This window comes from Bacteroidota bacterium (genome assembly GCA_016711505.1).
Lineage (GTDB): Bacteria > Bacteroidota > Bacteroidia > AKYH767-A > 2013-40CM-41-45 > JADKIH01.
On the sequence record JADJSV010000019.1, the window covers coordinates 23,889 to 45,255 of the forward strand.

The 21,367-nt window shown below is 36.9% G+C and carries 13 protein-coding genes and 2 pseudogenes; 12 read left to right on the plus strand and 3 right to left on the minus strand.

Features of this window, described 5'->3' with window-relative positions:
* The first annotated feature begins 144 nt into the window (after window positions 1-144).
* The 12 genes and pseudogenes from IPL24_18325 to IPL24_18380 all read left to right on the plus strand — a co-directional run bounded on the left by IPL24_18325 (window position 145) and on the right by IPL24_18380 (window position 16,103).
* Window positions 145-1,191: a histidine kinase gene (locus IPL24_18325; GenBank protein MBK8365544.1), complete on the plus strand. Its 1,047-nt coding sequence runs from the start codon at window positions 145-147 to the stop codon at window positions 1,189-1,191.
* Window positions 1,157-1,861 (plus strand): response regulator transcription factor, encoded by a 705-nt coding sequence (locus IPL24_18330; protein ID MBK8365545.1) that lies wholly within the window; start codon window positions 1,157-1,159, stop codon window positions 1,859-1,861. Before IPL24_18325 ends, IPL24_18330 begins: the two co-directional genes overlap by 35 nt.
* 202 nt (window positions 1,862-2,063) lie before the next feature.
* Window positions 2,064-3,164, plus strand: coding sequence for a hypothetical protein (locus IPL24_18335; GenBank protein MBK8365546.1), 1,101 nt, complete (start codon window positions 2,064-2,066; stop codon window positions 3,162-3,164).
* A gap of 21 nt (window positions 3,165-3,185) precedes the next feature.
* Complete coding sequence (locus IPL24_18340; GenBank protein ID MBK8365547.1) at window positions 3,186-3,641, plus strand: hypothetical protein; 456 nt, start codon at window positions 3,186-3,188, stop codon at window positions 3,639-3,641.
* Window position 3,642: 1 nt separating this feature from the next.
* Window positions 3,643-3,939: a phosphoribosylpyrophosphate synthetase gene (locus IPL24_18345; protein ID MBK8365548.1), complete on the plus strand. Its 297-nt coding sequence runs from the start codon at window positions 3,643-3,645 to the stop codon at window positions 3,937-3,939.
* A 39-nt stretch (window positions 3,940-3,978) separates the two neighbouring features.
* Window positions 3,979-6,165, plus strand: coding sequence for a T9SS type A sorting domain-containing protein (locus IPL24_18350; GenBank protein ID MBK8365549.1), 2,187 nt, complete (start codon window positions 3,979-3,981; stop codon window positions 6,163-6,165).
* Between the two features lie 22 nt (window positions 6,166-6,187).
* Window positions 6,188-8,694: pseudogene (locus tag IPL24_18355) on the plus strand (cation-translocating P-type ATPase).
* A gap of 130 nt (window positions 8,695-8,824) precedes the next feature.
* Window positions 8,825-9,184, plus strand: coding sequence for a hypothetical protein (locus IPL24_18360; protein ID MBK8365550.1), 360 nt, complete (start codon window positions 8,825-8,827; stop codon window positions 9,182-9,184).
* Window positions 9,185-9,276: 92 nt separating this feature from the next.
* Window positions 9,277-13,505 (plus strand): annotated as a pseudogene (locus IPL24_18365) (CusA/CzcA family heavy metal efflux RND transporter).
* On the plus strand, window positions 13,502-14,644 hold the full coding sequence (locus IPL24_18370) for an efflux RND transporter periplasmic adaptor subunit (protein MBK8365551.1): 1,143 nt from the start codon (window positions 13,502-13,504) through the stop codon (window positions 14,642-14,644). Before IPL24_18365 ends, IPL24_18370 begins: the two are co-directional and overlap by 4 nt.
* Window positions 14,645-15,415: 771 nt before the next feature.
* On the plus strand, window positions 15,416-15,853 hold the full coding sequence (locus IPL24_18375; GenBank protein ID MBK8365552.1) for an OsmC family protein: 438 nt from the start codon (window positions 15,416-15,418) through the stop codon (window positions 15,851-15,853).
* Between the two features lie 61 nt (window positions 15,854-15,914).
* Complete coding sequence (locus IPL24_18380; GenBank protein ID MBK8365553.1) at window positions 15,915-16,103, plus strand: hypothetical protein; 189 nt, start codon at window positions 15,915-15,917, stop codon at window positions 16,101-16,103.
* Between the two features lie 328 nt (window positions 16,104-16,431).
* On the opposite strand, the gene IPL24_18385 is transcribed toward IPL24_18380, so the two are convergent.
* From IPL24_18385 to IPL24_18395, 3 genes are read right to left on the minus strand one after another with little or no spacing between them, the layout of a single operon-like run.
* Window positions 16,432-17,175 carry a UDP-2,3-diacylglucosamine diphosphatase gene (locus IPL24_18385; protein ID MBK8365554.1) on the minus strand — a complete coding sequence of 248 codons (744 nt, stop codon included), beginning with the start codon at window positions 17,173-17,175 and terminating at the stop codon, window positions 16,432-16,434.
* Window positions 17,172-20,243, minus strand: coding sequence for a M1 family metallopeptidase (locus IPL24_18390; GenBank protein MBK8365555.1), 3,072 nt, complete (start codon window positions 20,241-20,243; stop codon window positions 17,172-17,174). Before IPL24_18390 ends, IPL24_18385 begins: the two co-directional genes overlap by 4 nt.
* 14 nt (window positions 20,244-20,257) lie before the next feature.
* Window positions 20,258-21,367, minus strand: a complete 1,110-nt coding sequence (locus tag IPL24_18395; protein ID MBK8365556.1) for an AhpC/TSA family protein — start codon at window positions 21,365-21,367, stop codon at window positions 20,258-20,260.

Consider the following 21,367-nt stretch of genomic DNA (forward strand, 5'->3'; position numbering starts at 1 on the left):
TTCTAATGACTGTTTTCTACCAACAAATTGTTTTCAAAAAAGAATGAAAGAATTTCAGATGATCAATTATGCTGTTCATATGTTGAAACATGTTGTTCGGCTTAATGCAGATGTAATTCTCCTGAAATTTCTCAAATTAGCGGTATGAATAAAAGAATTGCGCTTCATGTTCTTTTCTGGCTGACTTATTTATTATGGGGCGGTTACATTCTTGGTTCTTACGATGGAAATTTTACGCGTTCATTCCTGAACGATATTGCACACCTTCCGCTGAAGATCACAGTTACATACATTATCATGTATTACCTGCTTCCGAATTTTGTAAATAAAAGAAAATACGTTCAGCTTATTCTTTTTATTGTCGTTCTTTTAATATTGTCGGCATTCATTCAACGTTTTACAATTTACCGGATTACTCAACCATTCTTTTATCCTGAGAGTACATTCTATTTCTGGAATTTTCCAAAACTTTTGTGGGGAGCATTTGATGTGTTTTCAATTGCTGCAATTGCACTGAGCATTAAACTATTTAAGAACCGCTATGAAAGTCAACAACGGGAGGAAGAACTGAAACGCGAAAAGGTTGAAACCGAACTTCGGTTTCTGAAAGCTCAGATCAATCCGCATTTTTTATTCAATACTTTAAACAGTATTTATGCGTTGACAAGAATTCAGTCTGAAGCCGCACCGGATGCAGTTATGCGATTGTCTAAAATTTTGCGATATATGCTTTATGAAACCGATAAGTCCACAACAATAGAAAAAGAGTTGCGGATCGTTGACGATTACATTGAACTTCAGAAACTACGATTCGGAAAAAAGATCAATGTGACTTTGATAAGAAATATCGATGATCCGCAAAGAGAAATTGCACAGCTTATTATTCTTCCGCTTGTTGAGAATGCATTCAAGCACGGCATATCCGGAAATATGGATTCTTCACAGATTCTTATCAAAGTGGAATTGCAAAAAACTGATTTTAATGTCCACATCATAAATCCCGTTTCTGAGATTTCTGTAAAGGATGATGTTCAGGAAGGAATAGGTTTAGTCAATATTTCGCGGCAGTTGCAACTCTTGTACAAATCATATAGTTTTTCTCATGAGCAAAGGGATGGGAATTTCTTTGTAAATTTACATATCGACTTAACCAGCTATACTGACTATGAATTGTCTGATCGTAGAAGATGAGCATCTTGCTTCAGAAGTACTGCGGGATTACATCCAGCAAATGCCGGGTTTAAAACTCATGGGTGTTTGTGAAAATGTATTCACTGCCAATGAAGAGCTGCATCGGTCGAAGATAGATCTGATTTTTCTGGATATTAATCTTCCACGTATCAGTGGACTTGATTTTTTAAAGACGATCGGCTACAAATATCATGTCATTCTTACAACTGCTTATCATCAGTATGCTCTTGATGCCTTTGATCTGAATGTTGTAGACTATCTGCTCAAGCCTATTGAGTTCAATCGATTTCTACAGGCGGTAAATAAAGTGTATGAAAAGACAAGATCAGTTGATCCTGTTCACAGGCCAGATTCAAATGAACGCAGATTCTATTTTTTTAATACAGATAAAAAAAATATTAAAGTTTATTCAGATGAAATTGTTTTTATTGAAAGCCTGAAAGACTATGTGCGCATACATACCGGCGATAAACAAATAGTTACAAAATTTCAGATCGGGGAATTGGAAAAATATCTGGCCGACGATAAATTTGTCAGGATCCATAAATCATTTATTGTAAATGCCGATAAGGTGACAGCATTCAATGCAATTCAGATTGAAGTAGGGAGGAATACTTTGCCTTTAGGAAGAACATATAAGGAGCTCGTTGAAAAGAAGCTCACTTCTTGAAATTTAAACATGGAGGAAAAGGAGAAAAAAAGGGAGAAAAGAGAGAAGACTCCTTTTCCTCACTTTTTTTCTCCTTTTTCTCTGTGTTTAAAAAATGCTGGCATTTCCTTTAACCCCTTGTCAATACTACAAATGATTTTTATGTTTCGAAGCAAAGACATTTATCACTTTTACATAGGTTTTTAATGGCTAACTTCATTCGATGAAAGTAATCTTGTATGTAGTTCTGGTGTTTCATGCACTTTTCCATTTATTGGGTTTCCTGAAAGCATATAAATTAGCACCATTAGCTGAGATATCTGTATCCATTTCAAAAATTAGTGGAATCGTTTGGCTCATTGCCTCTTGTCTGTTTGTCGCAACAATTGCATTGATGATTTTCAACATAAATGCTTGGGTTTATCTTGCCTTTCTGTCCATTATGCTTTCGCAATACCTGATAATTACAACATGGCATGATTCAAAGTATGGAACTATAATCAATGTGATCCTGCTTGTGTTTCTGATATTAAGCTGGTATAAAATTAAGTTTGAGGACAAATACAAAGTTGAAGTTCATGAACAGTTAGCAAAAGTTCAGGCTGGTGATACAGCAATATTAAAAGACATTGACCTTGTAAAATTACCCGAACGTGTTCAGAAATATCTGGTATATACGGGAGCCTTGAACAAGCCTAAAGTTCATAATTTCAGAATCAGGTTTTCCGGAAACATACGTAAAAATAATGATGCTCCATGGATGCCTTTCACTTCTGAGCAGTTTAATTTTTTACCAACTTCAGTAAGACTATTTTTTATGAAAGCGGAAATGAAAAAACTTCCTATAGCCGGATTTCATAGTTTTAAAAATGGGACAGCGTTTATGGATATCAGGTTACTTTCACTGTTTACAGTACAGTATGAATCAGGACAGGATATGGGGATAGCAGAAACAGTTACTTTTTTTAACGACATGTGTTGTATGGCGCCGGCAACATTGATAGATGAACGGATTCAATGGACAGGTAATAATGGTGATAGTGTTTTTGCTAAGTTCATAAATAATAATATTGAAATTAATGCAACTCTTGTCTTTAACAATAAGAATGAATTGGTAAATTTTATTTCAGATGATCGTTATACAATTACAGAAAGTGGTTCAATGAAAAAGATCCGATGGTCGACGCCTTTGAAAAATTATCAGGTATTCAATGGCTGCAAATTAGCTTCATCGGCGGAAACAATTTATTCTTATCCCGATAAAGATCTTATTTATGGAACATTTCAATTAAGGAGTATTGAATATAATGTAACTTCAAATTAATTTTGTAAGCCGTGTTTTTTTATGAGAAATTCAATTATTAAAATCGTAGCAATATTGCTTCTTCTTTTTAATGGAATCGGAGCAGTTTATGGTGGTGGTAATCTGATTCTTCATCCGGATGGAAGCAGTCTGGGTATAACAGTTGAATGGTTGAAATATTCTCCATTCACAAACTTCCTCATTCCCGGTATTATTCTCTTTCTGGTTAATGGCGTCTTCAGTTTTGTAGTGATTATTTTTATATTGATGAAATGGCCGTACTATAAAACGATGATCCTGACCGTGGGGCTTATGTTAAGTGGATGGATTTTGATCCAGATGATATTTTTAAGAACAGTCAATAATTTACACATAATAATGGGGACGACTGGAGTTTTGCTTATGATAATTGGACTTTTATTGATGGAAAAAGAAGAAGAAGTTAATTTTCTTATTTTAGACAAACTTTTCCAAGTGTTCATTCTTAAAACTAATTAAAATGGAAGCATACGATACAGTAGTGGAAGCAATCAATGGATTGAAAAAGCAAGGCTACATTGAAGATCTGAACTTGCGTCAGAATTGTCTGGAATGCAGTGGTCGTGAAATTAAATTATTTCACGATGAATTTCACATCGACAAGTTCTTTCGTTTTGAGGGCAATTCAGATCCGGCAGATGAGAGCATTGTATATGCAATATCATCTCCCAAACATAATTTGAAAGGTGTTATGGTGAACGGATATGGGATCAGTTCTGAGCCACTCACCAATGAAATGCTTGAAAAACTTAAATAGAAAAAATTTGTTTAAAAAATGAACTGATCATCAAACCACATGAAAAAACTTCTGCTTCTGCTATCATTATCTTTTACTTTGCAATCATTTGCTCAAATGAATATTGTAAGTTATGCGGGCAGTAACGGCAAAGAAACATTTTATGATGTTATGCAGATCACAGATGGAACATTTCTGATTTGTGGTTATGCTGATGACTTAAACTGGATCGATGCAGGAGTGCAGCGGATTCAATTAAATTATCCGGGAATAATTCCTAATTCACTTGGATCAAATCGATATGGATTTATTCTCCATTTGAGTTCTGATCTTCAAACCATTTTACAGGTTGTCCATTTTCCTCAGGGTGTGGTGGAAGATATTCGATTCATTAAAACAAATACACTTCCTTATACTGCTACGGGAGATCTTTACATCAGTGCAAATACTGCTGATTCAGATGCTAATAATGGTGGATACATTATAGGTAAGTTGGATAATAATTTTGTAAACGGGCTTCCGACTGCCTTGGAATGGTTAGAAGTTGTTTGGGCGAAATCAGGCCCGAAAGATTATCACCCATGGGATGTAACAAATGATGGTCGTGTATTTTATATTTCCGGCGAAGCGTTTGGCTATGACTGGAGTGCTGTTTATTGTCTCAATCAAAACGGACAACGTGCTATTGTAGAGAACTGGAGAACTCATTGGTTGAAAAACGGATTTGAATTTAAAGGCACACCGGCTTCTTCTAATCCTCAGGGTGGAATAGATTCCGTAGACTACAGCGGAATTGTTCTGAAGATCTGGGGCCGATGCGATCTCAGGTCGTGGACACAAAACGAATATGACTACATTCAACCCGATGGGAATGGTGGAACTAAGAAAGGTTCATGGCCTGCAGATCTTCTTTTCAATGGACCATGTGATCCTGCGAGTCCTACTGCTACCGGTCCCGGTTATACGGGATATTCTGCTGCCGCAGGAAGTCCTGTTTATGGTGGTACGAATATTTGTATTGATAAACGTAATAACAATCTTTACCTGGGAGTGAATTTTAAAAGTGTTACCTCAGGTGGTAGTCCTGATTTTGAACCTGCAGTTATTGCAATGAACGAATCCGGTACGATGCTATGGTGGTCGCGCTTGTATCATGAGATCACTCCTGCAGGCGATACGATGGAATCGGTTCCTGATCAATACGTAGATGCATTGGCAATTGATTATTCAAACAACAAACTTGTTGTTGGTGCAAGATGCCATGGTAATAACATTGAAAATTTTTGGGAAGGCAATCAGATTGCAAGCGACCCCGCAGCTTATGGTTTTCAGAATCAGTTTACAGGTACAAATGGAAATATCCATCTATCTTGGCTTGGAAAATTTTTGTTGAATGATGGCACATTGACCAATTCTACTTTCATGGGCGAGTATGCTGAAGGAACAGGTTCGCTTGGCACACCTCACGCTGATCCTAATCTTGATGGCTGGGCAGACCCTAATACCGGTTGGCCTGATGTAAATACTACCAGGATCGCACGTAACAATATGAAAGTTTCAAGTTCCGGTGATGTGTGTGTCATAGCAGTAGGACGACGAACAACTACTACTTCAAATGCTTTCCAGAAAATGGTGAAACCTGATTTCGGCGGATTAAGCGCATGGAATAGTTTTGTCAGGGTTTATGATTCACAATTTCATGTTCCAAAATATTCCTCACTTGTAGTAGGAGTGTGGGACACATTAACTCAAGCCGGAGGAGGAAATACTGAATTGTTTGGAATTTACAAAACAAGTCTCGGTGTAATCTGTGTTGGCCGACAGACAGCTGATACAAACGGAATAGCAAATGGAAATAATATACCACTTGCAAATGTACTACCATGGGGAAGCAGTTCCCCTTTGAATGAAAGTGCAATATTGGTTTATTATCAGGCAGGTAATCTTGTAAACATTGATGATAGTATTCTGACAGAGATAACTACTCCTTTATCTCATTTGAAGAATGAAGAAATTGTATCTTATCCTAATCCCTCTGGTGGTAGGATCTTTATATCATTCACTGATAAAAATATTAATTCAAATGAATGGCAATATAGAATGATTGATGGATTCGGAAGAATGATCAGTTCAGGAGTGCTTAAGAATAATTTATTGGATCTGTCAGATATTTCCAATGGAATTTATCAATTACAATTAAGTAACAATGATAAAAATTACTTATCAAAGGTTATCATTGTAAGATAGAACCTTTAAAGACAAATTGTAAATGGCCTCAAACAATATTAATTTTTCCGGTTTAACAGATGCAGAAGTATTGGCATCACGTGAAAAATCAGGGGCGAATAAATTAGTCTATAAAAAAGAAAATAGTTTTCTCGATGCAGTGAAAAGTATTGTGAAAGAGCCGATGATCATTTTGCTCTTTGTCGCTGCAATAATTTATTTTATTAGTGGCAAACCTGAAGATGCCATATTCCTTTCTGTCGCCATTGTTCTGGTCGCAGCAATTTCCCTTTATCAGGATTCACGAAGCAGGAATGCGCTGGAAAAATTAAAAACGTTCATCAAGCCTGCAAGTAAAGTAATTCGAAATAATCAGGAACAGGAAATTGATAGTCAGGAAATCGTGGTTGGTGATTATCTTATTGTTGAAGAAGGAACCGTAATTGCTGCTGATGCTGTCATCGTTCAGTCAAACGATTTTTCTGTTAACGAATCTATACTTACAGGAGAATCAATGCCGGTATCGAAGGATAAATCAAGTGAAGATAATAAGATCTATCTCGGGTGTACAGTTGCCGGTGGACTTGCGATTGCCAAAGTAACAGCTGTCGGCAATGAAACAAAACTTGGCAAGATCGGAAAGAGTATTGAAAGTATCGACGAAGAAAAGACTCCGCTTGAAATGCAGATCCGGAACTTTGTTCGTAAAATGGTTATCGTCGGTGCTGTAGTATTTATTATTGTATGGGGAATAAATTATTTCCTGATCCATGATGTAATCGATAGTCTGTTGAAAGCCCTGACGCTTGCAATGAGTATTTTGCCGGAAGAGATTCCTGTTGCTTTCTCAACGTTTATGGCATTGGGCGCATGGCGATTAATGAAAATGGGAATCGTTGTGAAACAAATGAAGACTGTAGAAACTCTTGGTAGTGCGACAGTTATTTGTGTCGATAAAACAGGAACAATCACAGAAAACAAAATGAGTCTGGCCAGGGTTTATGATTTCACTACTGATAAAATCACTGATGCAAAGGAAACGCTGAGCGATTCTGAAAAACAATTGATCAGGATCTCAATGTTTGCAAGTGAACCGATTCCGTTTGATGCAATGGAAATTGCACTGCATGAAGCATATCAGAATTCTGCATCAGTAGATGAACGACAAGAATATAAAATGAGTCATGAGTACCCTCTTAGCGGCAAGCCCCCGATGATGACTCATGTGTTTGAGAATAATTCAGGCAAAAGAATTGTAGCTGCTAAAGGTGCACCGGAAGCAATCATGAATGTATGCGTTATGACTGTGGAACAAAAAGAGAAAGTTGGTCGTGCATTAACTGTACTGGGTAGATCCGGATACCGTTTGCTGGGTGTAGGACAATCTGAGTTGACTGGTATTAATTTTCCTGAAACACAGCAAGAGATCAGTTTTACTTTCAAAGGAATAGTAGCGTTTTATGACCCTCCGAAAGAAAACATTTCTGAAGTCCTGAAGAATTTCTACAAAGCAGGAATCGGAGTTAAGATAATCACCGGAGATAATGCTGAAACTACAGCCGCTATTGCCGGACAGATCGGTTTTGTTGGTGCTGAAAATTTTCTTTCAGGTGATGAATTACTGACATTGTCGGAAACAGAATTGAAACAAAAAGTTTCCGGCATCAATATGTTCACAAGGATGTTTCCTGAAGCTAAACTCAGAGTGATAAATGCATTGAAGTCGAATAATGAAATTGTTGCCATGACCGGTGATGGTGTAAACGATGGACCTGCATTAAAAGCAGCTCACATAGGAATTGCCATGGGAAAAAAAGGAACAGAAATTGCCAAACAAGCAGCTTCATTGATACTGGTTGAAGACGACCTTTCCAAGATGGTTGATGCTGTTGCAATGGGGAGAAAGATCTATGCCAATCTGAAAAAAGCAATTCAATATATTATTTCTATTCATATTCCAATTATTTTAATTGTGTTTATTCCATTGGCTTTAGGTTGGATCTATCCGAATATTTTTACGCCGGTTCATATTATTTTCTTGAAATTATAATGGGTCCAACTTGTTCGATAATTTATGAGAATGAACCGATGGAAAAAAATACTATGTCACAAAAACCCAGGCCATTCAGTAATACATTTTTTAACCTGAAAGAACTTGCAACAAGTATTGTACAAGGACTTGCAATCACTGTAGGAACTTTATTCATTTATCGTTTTGGAGCAGGGAATAGTTATGATGAAAATAGCATCCGGACCATGGTCTTTATTGTCCTGATCTCAGCAAATATTTTTCTGACCTTGATCAACAGATCATTCTATTACTCTGTATTGACAACCCTCAGGTATAAAAATAATCTGGTGCCTGTAATTATATTTATAACAGTTTTGATTACCTGTCTGCTTTTATACATCCCTGCCTTAGCTACATTTTTTGATTTTCAAAAATTGAATTTATTTCAAACCGGTATAAGTATTTTAGCAGGTTTTCTATCCGTAATCTGGTATGAACTTGTAAAATGGAGAAGCAGGGCTGCGACAATTCAAAATTAATTTTAGTGATTAAATGAAGAATTATATTATTTTATGTCAATCGGCAGTATGAAATAATCCGGGACTATTGGTTCTTGAATATTTAAAACTTACTTTTGGCCCAGTGAGGCATTTTATCGCCATATCATTATTGTTTGTCCACCTGTTTACTGCAACTGAAATTTATCAGTTACTGAGATTTCCATTGCTTTTGGAACACTTCAGAGAGCATAAAGATCAGGATGCAGATCTTTCATTTTATTCCTTTCTGAAAATTCATTACGCAGACAAAACGATCATTGATGAAGATCATGATCAGGATATGAAACTACCTTTCAAAACTGATGATGGATGTATTAATACATCAATTACAGCTCTTGTTTCTTGTCCGCTTTCTGAAATGCAATTGAAACCTTTCAATAGTCCCACTAAGATATTTTTCTCTTATAATGAATCCCTTTTACCTTCCTCTTTTTTGTCGAGTATCTGGCAGCCGCCAAAAGTTTCCTGATTATATTTGTTTTGTTGAAGGATGTTTCTGTGCGGTATTGAATACTACAGATCATTTATTCATATTTTATAATTCATGAAATCAATCAGATTATGCTTAATAGAATTATTGAGTTTTCAATCCGGAATAAACTCATTATAGGACTTTTTGTATTTGTCCTGATAGGCTATGGTTCTTACCAGGCCACACAATTACCAATTGATGCTGTTCCTGATATAACGGATAATCAGGTTCAGGTTATAACAATTGCTCCATCTTTTGGTGCAACAGACATTGAACGTCTTGTTACGTTTCCGATAGAGCAGGTAAACAGTAATATAAATGGTCTGAAAGAAATTCGGAGTTTTTCAAGGTTCGGATTATCTCTGGTTACAATCGTTTTTAATGATGGAATTGATATTTACTGGGCAAGGCAGCAAGTCTCTGAACGATTACAGCAAGTTCAGAGTCAAATTCCAAAAGGAATAGGAACACCGGAACTCGGACCGATTACAACCGGGCTTGGAGAGATCTATCAATATGTGATCAAGACAAAGCCTGGCTTCAAAGAGAAGTACGATGAGATTGAGTTACGTACGATTCAGGACTGGATCGTACGCCGTCAGCTTCTGGGCGTAAAAGGCGTTGCTGAAGTCAGCAGCTTCGGCGGTAAACTGAAGCAGTATGAAATTTCCGTCGACCCGAATAAATTACAGTCGTTCAACCTGTCTGTCAATGATGTTTTCTCTGCACTGGAAAAGAACAATCAGAATACCGGTGGTGCTTATATTGAAAAAGGTGCAACGGTTTTATTCATTCGCAGTGAAGGATTAATAGGTTCTAAAGAAGACATCAGGAATATTTCTGTGATGGAAACAAAAGATGGTACCCCTGTATTCATTAAAGACATTGCTGACATTAATATTGGTTATGCCACACGTTACGGTGCGATGACATACAATGACGAAGGAGAAGTTTCCGGAGCAGTTGTAATGATGCTAAAAGGAGCTAATAGCAGTGAAGTAATTAAAAATGTAAAAGAAAGAATTGAGCAGATAAGCAAAACGCTTCCAGAAGGAGTAATCATTGAACCGTTTCTGGATAGAACAAAAATGGTGAACAATGCAATTAGTACTGTAGAGAAAAATTTATTTGAGGGTGCTTTAATCGTTGTCTTCATCCTGGTTTTGTTTCTGGGAAATTTCCGCGCGGGATTTCTTGTTGCTTCGGTAATTCCTTTGTCAATGTTGTTTGCAATAATACTGATGAATGCCTTTGGTGTGAGCGGAAATTTAATGAGCCTGGGGGCACTTGATTTTGGGTTGATTGTCGATGGAGCTGTGATTATCGTTGAAGCAGTGATGCATCAGCTTTCGCACAGCAAGAAACTTGATGGCTTCAATACATTAACTCAAAAACAAATGGATCAACAGGTTAGTCAGTCTGCATCCAGAATGATGAATAGTGCTGTATTCGGACAAATAATTATCCTCATTGTATATTTGCCCATCTTTACTCTGCAAGGTATCGAAGGGAAAATGTTCAAGCCAATGGCACAGACAGTTGCATTTGCGCTCATCGGTGCATTTGTTTTATCGATTACGTATGTGCCAATGATGAGTGCTTTCTTTCTAAGCAAAAAGATAAAACATCAACCGGGATTTTCTGACAGGTTCATGTTTAAAATTGAAAGAAGATATCAGCATTTACTGGAGAAAGTTATCGGTTTCCCAAAAACTGTTATAGCAACAGTAATTGTACTATTTATATCCTCACTTCTTATTCTGACAAGTTTAGGTGGGGAGTTTATTCCTGCTTTAGAAGAAGGTGATTTTGCTGTTGATACAAGAGTATTAACAGGAAGTAATCTTGAGACGACAATCGTCAATGTTCAGAAAGCTGCAGGTGTATTGAAAGCTCGCTTCCCTGAAGTTGAAAAAGTCGTGACCAAGATCGGGAGTGGAGAAGTTCCTACTGATCCAATGCCAATTGAAGCCAGTGATATGATGGTAATTCTCAAGCCAAAGAAAGAATGGACTTCAGCGAAAACATTTGATGAGCTTGCTGAAAAAATGGGTAAGGCTCTTGAAGATATTCCCGGAATAACAGCAGGATTTCAATATCCAGTTCAAATGCGTTTCAATGAATTGATGACAGGGGCAAGACAGGATGTGGTCTGCAAAATTTTCGGCGAAGACCTTGATACACTTTCTCATTACGCAACTAAACTCGGCGAACTTGTGAATGAAGTAGAAGGAAGCCAGGCGTTGTTTGTTGAACCTGTCAATGGATTACCACAGATCATCATCGAATACAATCGCGCAATGATCGCTCAATACAATATGAATATTGAGGATATAAATAGAGTAGTTAATATCGCTTTCGCCGGACAAAGCACTGGATTGATCTTCGAAGGAGAAAAACGTTTTGATCTGGTTGTAAAACTGAATAATGCACGACGCGAATCACTTGAAGATGTGCGGAATTTACTTGTGCCTACTCCAAACGGAAATCAGGTTCCATTGTATCAGCTTGCAGATGTAAACATAAAGAACGGACCTAATCAGATCCAGCGTGAAGATGCTAAACGACGAATTGTTGTCGGCTTTAATGTCAGAGGCCGCGATGTGCAGTCTATCGTAACAGAACTTCAATCGAAAGTAGATGCAAAAATTGATCTGCCGGATGGATATTATATTACCTATGGCGGAGCATTCGAAAATTTGCTTGCTGCAAAAAACAGATTGATGATAGCAGTTCCTGTTTCTTTATTTCTGATATTCATACTTCTTTATTTCACGTTCAATTCTGTTAAACATGGCTTATTGATATACACTGCAATTCCATTATCTGCTATTGGAGGAATTTATTTTCTCGCTCTGCGTGGAATGTCGTTCAGTATAAGCGCAGGTGTTGGATTTATTGCCTTGTTTGGCGTAGCTGTTTTAAATGGAATCGTATTGATAGCAGAATTTAATAAGTTGAAAAAGGAAGGAATGCACGATCTGAAGAGAATAGTATTAATGGGAACAAAAGTTCGTTTACGGCCTGTTCTGATGACAGCCTTTGTTGCATCACTCGGTTTTCTGCCAATGGCATTAAGCAATGGTTCAGGAGCAGAAGTACAACGACCGCTGGCAACTGTTGTAATTGGCGGTTTGCTTATTGCGACCTTTCTGACATTATTTCTATTGCCGATTCTGTATATCATGTTTGAAGGGGTAGTGAAACCAATTAAAATTACAGGGGCGTCAATAAAAATAGTACTTGTGTTTGTGTTGTCAGGCATAGCTGCTGATTCTTTCGGTCAGGAAAGAATTACACTTGAAAAAGCAATTGACTTGGCATTAAAGAATAATACCTCAATAAAAAATGAACGTTTATTGAATGAGTACAGGAACAAAATTTCCGGTTCCGGTTTTGATATTCCAAAAACAAATGTTGCATTGGAATATGGACAATTCAATAGTGTTTATAATGATAAAAAATTCTCAATTGCACAATCAATAAATTTCCCTACTGTTTATGCACGACAAAGAAAGGTGTTGAAAGAGAATTATCAATCCGGTTTGCTTGAACTTAATTTAAGGGAAGCCGAATTAAAGAAGCAGGTAAGTGAAACATTTTTTCTTCTGGTCAATATGAACGAGAAACAATTCATATTGACAGAAATGGATAGTATCTATTCAGGATTTCTTTCGAGAGCTGAGTTTCGGTATAGCAAAGGCGAAACAAATGCTTTGGAAATGATCACCGCATCAAGTCAGAAAGCGCAGATAAGAATGCAGTTAAGTCAATTGTTGCTTGATAAAGAAAATGAATTGATGAAATTTCAATTACTTCTGAATTCAAATGATAAATTGATTCCTGAACCTTCAAACCAATTGCTTGAAGCTCCGGTTAGCCGCGATACAACAGTAGCTCCTTCACATCCTTTGGTCAAAATTCTTGAAAAGCAAAAGCAGATCTCGCTTGCCTCTGAAAAACTTGAGCGCTCGCGACTGATGCCTGATCTGGTAGTTGGTTACAATCTTATGAGCATAAAAGGAACAGGTCCTGATAATATTTATTATGATGATGATATTTCAAGAACCAACTTGAATCAGCTTATCGTCAACTTGATGTTTCCAGAGAAAGACTCAGTTACTATCAAAATGATGGTTTCAAAAATGCAGGCAGAGTTGTAGAGATCGCCAATGCACAATTTACAAATGGTGAGATCAATTATCTTGAATGGACCATGCTTATGAATAATGCAACTGTTCTCAGAACCGGATATGCAGATGCTGTATATGAATTGAATTCAGCGATCATAGAAATTAATTATTTAACTACAAAATGAAATTCCCAATGAAAATATATATAATAATTACCTCAGTGATTTTCTTGCTTGCATGTGGCAGGAGTGAAGAAAAATCCCAGACGGAAAACGTGAATGATTCTGTTCCGGAGATGATAAAATTAACGGATGCACAATTAAAGTCATCAGATATTAAAATCGGTACTATTCAACAAAGTAACATAGCTTCAATTATAAAAGTGAATGGAAAAATTGATGTGCCACCGCAGAATATGGTTTCTGTCAGTATGCCTTTAGGCGGATATCTTAAATCCACAAAATTACTCCCTGGTATGCATTTGAACAAAGGCGAAGTGATAGCTACAATGGAAGATCAGCGTTACATTGAATTGCAACAGGAGTTTCTTACAACTCAGTCGGAATTGACTTTTGCAGAAGCAGAATTCAACAGACAGCGTGAGTTAAACCAAAACAAATCTACAAGCGATAAACTTTTTCAAAGATCGGAAATGGAATATCAGACGAAAAAGATTTCATTGAATGCTCTATCGGAAAAGTTGAAGTTGATCGGACTTAATCCTGAAACTCTGGGAAAGAACGGCATTTCAAAAACGATCAATATTTATTCGCCTATCGATGGCTTTGTTTCAAAAGTCAATGTCAATATAGGAAAGTTTGTAAGTCCGACTGACATTTTATTTGAATTGGTAAATCCGACCGACATTCACCTCAATCTATTTGTTTTCGAAAAAGATCTCGAGAAAATTTCAATCGGTCAAAAACTTGTTGCTTTTACCAACAACAAACCAAATGAGAAACATCCGTGCGAGATTATTTTGATCAGCAAAGATCTTTCTGCCGACCGGACAGCGGAAGTTCATTGTCATTTTGAAGATTACGACAAAACACTTTTACCTGGAATGTATATGAATGCAGAGATTGAAGTAAAGAGTCACAAAACATATGTGGTAAGTGAAGATGCTGTTGTGAATTTCGAAGGGAAGAACTATGTATTCATTGCACTATCACCTTCAGAATTCAAAATGACAGAAGTTGAATTGGGCGTTCAGGAAAGAAATATGCTGGAAATCATCAATGGTGAAAGTTTGAAAGATGCACAGATCGTTTTGCAAAATGCATATACGTTACTGATGGTAGCAAAGAATAAATCGGAGGATTAGAATTTCTGCGGTTTTTCTGCGTATTCTGCGTAAGTCTGCGGGAAATAAATACATTAATTTCCCGCAGCTGCAGCTTAATATTTCCCGCAGATTTGCGCAGAATCCGCAGAGATCTCTTCGAGATAAATTATTAATTTCTCCTTTATTCCGTAGGAATTTCTGCGGTTTTTCTGCGTATTCTGCGCAAGTCTGCGGGAAATAAATACTGCTTAATATTTCCCGCAGACTTACGCAGAAAACGCACAGAATCCGCAGAGATCTCTTCGAGATAAATAATTTATTTCTCCTTCATTCCGTAGGAATTTCTGCGGTTTTTCTGCGTATTCTGCGCAAGTCTGCGGGAAATAAATACTGCTTAATATTTCCCGCAGACTTGCGCAGAATACGCAGAGAATCCGCAGAGATCTCTTCGAGATAAATAATTTATTTCTCCTTCATTCCGTAGGAATTTCTGCGGTTTTTCTGCGTATTCTGCGCAAGTCTGCGGGAAATAAATACTGCTTAATATTTCCCGCAGATTTGCGCAGAATCCGCAGAGAATCCGCAGAGAATCCGCTGAGATCTCTTCGAGATAAATAATTTATTTCTCCTTCATTCCGTAAAAATTTCTGCGGTTTTTCTGCGTATTCTGCGCAACTCTGCGGGAAATAAATTTTGTGGTATATTCTGCTGAAAAACTAACAATTATCACATGTCTTTTCTTTCCACTGTGACTTTTGTTACCGTTCCTGACATTCATAAAGCTGACCTTTACATTCAAATCTTAATATTATGAACGAACATTTGTATAATGTCGATTTAAAATGGGTGTCAGACAGAAATGGAATCATTTCATCTCCTGAACTTGATCTTGCATTCAATGTAGCGACCCCGCCACAATTTCCAAAAGGGATTCCTGGCATCTGGTCGCCGGAACATTTACTGACTGCTGCTGTCGTGAGTTGTTTTATGACAACATTTTTGGCGATCGCTGAAAATTCGAAGCTTGAGTATTCAGCGTTCTCATGCACTTCTTCCGGAAAGTTAGAACAAATCGAAGGTAAGTTTCTGATGACGGAAATTACTCTGAATCCTGTTTTGACTTTAAACAACTCAGCAGATACTGAAAGAGCAGAACGAATACTCGTTAAATCTGAAGCTGCTTGCCTTATTTCAAATTCGATAAAGTCGAAAATTATCCTGAATACTTCGATTTTGGCAGCCGTTTAAGTATTGCAGATTTTCTAGTCTGACAAAACTTGACTAACTTGGTCTTTATAATTAAAAAATTATGAAACAGAGACCAAGAAGAATAATGCTTGCTATACTTCTCATTGTTACGATTGGTAATTATACCAGAATTATCGGTGATAAGGATGTGCGCGCAGTTGAAGTACTTTCAATTTTTATTATGGGTGTGCTTTCTGCGATTTTATTCGTAGATATTCTGAGGACCAGAAAACAAAAAGAGAAAGAATGATAAAAATTAGAAAAGCAATTGTTTGAATTTCTACTTTTTTCTCTGTGTATTTTCTGTGGATTCTGCGCAAAATGAGGTAAATAAATTCTGCTTAATATTTCCCGCAGACTTGCGCAGAATCCGCAAAAAATCCGCAGAGATCTCTTCGAGATAATATGTTTGATTAATTTAATTTCTACAAACAAACTTCTCAAGTCTAACAATAAATTTATTCTATTTAATTCCGTAGGAATTTCTGCGAATTTTCTGCGTATTCTGCGCAAGTCTGCGGGAAACAAATACTGCTTACTATTTCCTGCAGTATTGCACTGTATTTCAGTAGAGAATACTACAATTTCTTCAACTCAAATTCCGCCCCATCAAAAACCCCATAAGTAAAATACTGAATCCAGTCTCCTAAATTTATATATCTGCTACTATCAATTTTAATATCCAAAGGCAGATGTCGGTGTCCGAAGATCAGGTAATCAAAATGTTTTTTTGCAAGAATTTCTTTTGAATAGATAACAAGCCATTCTTTTTCTTCGCCTAAAAATTTCTCATCAGTAGTACCGGTTGCAATTCTGCTCTTCTTTGAAAAGTAATTTGCTATTCCAATTCCGAAATTCGGATGCAATCTTGCGAAGAGCCATTGACAAACTTTACTTGCAAAAACCTTTTTAATGAATTTGTATCCATGATCACCCGGACCAAGTCCGTCGCCGTGGCCAATGTAAAACGCTTTACCGTTGTAAGAAATTTCAATTGGAGCGCGGTAAATGATGACGTTAAGTTCTTTCTCCAGATAATCAAACGTCCACATATCATGATTGCCGGTGAAGTAGTGGATCTTAATTCCTGAGTCACTCAGTTCAGCGAGTTTTCCTAACAATCGTACATATCCGCGGGGAACTACAGTTCGGTACTCAAACCAGAAATCAAATACATCGCCAAGCAGATATAATTCTTCAGCATCAGCTTTGATGCTATCAAGCCACTTTACGATCTTGTGTTCACGCTCAAGACTCTTCTCATACGTTGGAACGCCTAGATGGAAGTCTGATGCAAAATATATTTTTTTACCCGGTTTCACTGTTTGAATGTGGTGCGAATATACTTTAAAGGATTGAGATTTTGTAAATGCAATTCAAACCTTATCAGATCCGAAGTATTATAATTTCTCTGGTCAACAACGTATTTTATATCACGCGAATAAGCAAATGGAAGGTAGACGCTTAAAACATCTTTCATGACCGTTAATTCAACACCAAGTTCCCATGATATTCCGTAATTTTCATCTCCACCGATTTTATTTGCATCATTAAAGGTTCCGATATTTGCATAAAGACGGAAAGGAATCAGGCCAGGTAGAGTAGTAGAGGCATTCAAACCAACCATCCATTGATCAGCTTTTCTGTAAAATTGAGTTGGCGCTGTAAAGCCTGCTCCATTCCTGATAAACTGATGCGAAAAAAGTCCTGTTGTTTCAGTTCGACCTAAGAAGATATCATTATACAAATAATCTCCGGAACCGGCTGTGCCGCTAAGATTGTATCTGTAATCAACATCAGGTTTATTATTTACATCGTTAAGAGAAATATATCCGCCGAAAAATCGCGTAAAAATTCCTTTCCCCTTTTTACCGTATGAGTAAAATTGCTTTAACTCAACATAAGCTTTGAAAAAATCTTCATTGTATTCCGCAGCTATTCTCTGACTCCCGGCATCTAATTCATTTGAATTTATCCTTCGGTACTCTCCTTTGAGATAATTGTAATCAAACTCTTTTGGAGCATAAGTATATACATACCCGGGACCTTGTGGAATATTTTCTTCAGCTACATCTCTTCTTACAAAGACATTTCGGAGTTCAAATTCTTTAGTAATATTTTTCTGTGGGTGAGGTCTTTGAAATGAAAAAATTATTCTTGTATCGGACTTAGTAAAATTCAGGAAGTAAGTATTTTCTGCACCGGTCACTTGATTGAGTATCACATCTTTTTCGTAAGCGTAATGTCCGATCGTTTCCTGGATTGTTATTTTTTGAATCTGTTTATTTTTTCTGTAAATATGATATCTGAAGTCTGCTCCACCGGTCAGATCTTTTGTTCCGGCTGCATACATTGGCATTACTGCAAATTCAAATGGCTTTTCATGAAAAGTTACGTTATGTAAAACTATACCACCCATGACTGAATTGTAATTATTAAAACCTATAACAGGTGCATAAAACAATTGAGTTCTTTCCGGGTCTTCAACTGCTGTCAGAAACTTTAGACTTAACTTTTCTGATTTTTTAAACAGACCGCAACTCTTAATGGTATTATTTTTTCTGTCAAGTTCCGGAATGATCTTATTTGCATCAATTCGAAAAACATCGCCTGTACTGAATGGAACATCAATAATTTTTCTGCCGGAAAATCCTTCAACAAGAACTGAATTTTTTATTTCACCGTTTTGAATTGTGTTTATCCATATCGGACTTTCAACTTCACCTTGATTTGATAATGTAAGTGTTGCAGTGTCACTACGTGTTTTGACCGAGCAAATTGAATAGTCGATTGCTTTGTTTGACCGCATCAGATCGTCAAAGAACCATTTCAGATCTTTTCCCGTTTCTGTTTCAAATGTATTTTTCAGATCGCCCGGATCCGGATGTTTGAATTTCCAGTCTGTATAAAAGCGTTGCATTGATCTGTCAAAAGTTTCATCGCCAAGATATACTTTCAGATAATCGAAGCTTAATGTTGTTTTGTAGTAAACTATATTGCCATAATTAGATCTTGAAAAATTTTGCGCGTATTGGTCCGGTGCAACGTCGGTATGGCGTCTTATAGCAGATAAATACCTTTCGTATTGAATTTGTTTGTGATTTACTTTCTCAAGATTCAGGATCTTTCTGAATTTGCCATAAGTGTATACCGGCTCTTGTTGCTTTTCTTTGTCGTTTGCAAATTTTGTGTAAATATATCTGGTCTCGTAAAAGTTTGTAATTCCTTCATCCATCCAGGGATGTTTCCTTTCGTTGATTCCAAAAAGTCCATAGAACCAATTGTGAAATATTTCATGTGCTATCGTTACGTCAAGTTCAAATGCAGAACCATAATTTCCAATCGCTGTGATCATCGGATATTCCATTCCACTTCCTGATGCATCGGTAACATCCACAGCTGTAAAGGAGGAGTACGGATATTCGCCAACCCAATCTGACATATATTTTATAGAACTCGAAATATATTCAGGTGCTTTTTTCCAGAAAGCTGCTTCAGCATTTGTGAAGAAAGACCATGTAGTTATTTTTCGTTTACTGCCTGATAATTCCACTTCACCTTTAATAACATGCCAGCGTTTATCTGCAAACCATGCGAAGTCATGGATATTGTTTTGCTTATAGTGCAACGTCTTCATTTCTTTCGAAGAAACAGGAAAAGACATGTCTGTGGGAAAATCTGAAAGAGCCATTGTTTGCTTAGACTTTTCTTCAAGCCATGTATTTTCTGATTCACCATTAATCAGCTCGCCCGTTGCACCAACAACATAATTAGCCGGTAAAGTAATGGTGACATCGAACGATCCGAATTCGGAATAATATTCACCTTTATCAAGATAACTGAAGTAGTTCCAGCCGTTTTTGTCATACACAGCCGGTTTCGGATACCATTGTGTTATAAAATACGCCTGTTCATTATGTCCAAGCCTTGATAAAACAGCAGAAGGAATTTTTACTTTGAACGGAGTAGAAATTGTAATACTCGCACCGGGCAAAAGTGGTTCCGCTAATTTTATTTTGCAGATGTCAATTGTGTCCTGAAGCAACTGCCACTCAAGTTTTATTGTTCCGGTTTTGAAATCCAGTGAATCGATAGATCCAAGATCTTTTTCCTCTGCTTCAAGCATATATTCGGCTCCGACATTGTAAAGCTCCTTTGCAAGAGTTGTAGAAGTATTTTTGTATGCATTTGGATAAAGATGAAAATACAATTCCTGAAGCGGCACTGGTGAATTGTTGGTGTAAGTTATTTCCTCAAACCCACGTAATTCATGAGTAACATCATTTAGGGTGACTTGAATTTTATAATCAACTTTTTGCTGGAAATAATTGCTGGAGTGTAACTGATTGATGAAAAGAAATAAAAATAAATGAGTTAAAATTAATTTCATCTAATCAGAATATATTATTTACTTGAATTGATCGCCAGACTTACTTTGTCATACAGGTCATGACCTTTTATTCCTTTTGCTATGATCTTTCCTTCACGGTCAATCAGAATGTTGAATGGAATTGCCTGAACCTGGTATTGCTTAACGACAGGACTTTCCCAACGTAAAAGGTCGCTTACCTGGATCCATTTTATTTTATCACGAATGACAGCTTCATTCCAGGCTTCAATATTGTTGTCAAGTGAGATTCCATATATCTCAAAATCCTTTCCTTTTAATTTTTCATAAGCAGCAACAATATCGGGATTTTCAATTCTGCAAGGCGCACACCAGCTGGCCCAGAAATCGATCAACACAACTTTGCCTTTCAGTGAAGAAAGACTAACAGGTTTGCCTTCGAAATTATTTAAAGTAATTTCAGGCGCCATGCTTCCTGCAGGAAGTACATTCAATTCGCCAATTAGCGTTGTGAAATCTGCTACGTATTTATTTTTCGGATAGATTGAAATTAATTTTGCCTGTAATTCCTGCAAAAGACCAAGCTCTGATTGCTGGTTCACAAATTTTGTTGCAGAAAGTGAAACAATGGAATTCAGATTTTGCCGGATAAAGTTTTTTGCAAATTCTTCCATTGTCATTGCATAATATTCCTGAAGATAGGAGCCAATTGAATCGGCAACAACTGGATTTTGATTTCTGATCTCTACATATAATGTATTCAAAGAATCGCTTAGAGTTTTATCGTAGCTTCTCAAAATACGAAGCAAGTCCGAATCTTTAGAACCTTTTACCTTGTAACTTGCCTCAAGATTTTTTGCATCAGCATCAACCGTCACACTTTCGCCTGCTTTCAGTACAAGAAAAATAATGTTGACACTATCAGTCCGGAGAATATAATAATCAGTCTCACCGGCAGGATTTTTCAGAGTAAAGTTACCTCTCTTGTCAACCTTACTTGAATCCAGATTCTGATCTCCGGTTTCAGTGATCTGTTGTAAAAAAACATATTCACCATTGAAGTTATTTAATTTGCCCGAAATTGTTCCGTTCTTGTTACTGTTCGAACAACCAATAGCAAATACAATTATCGCACATAGGTGCAACTGTGTGAATATATTTTTCAT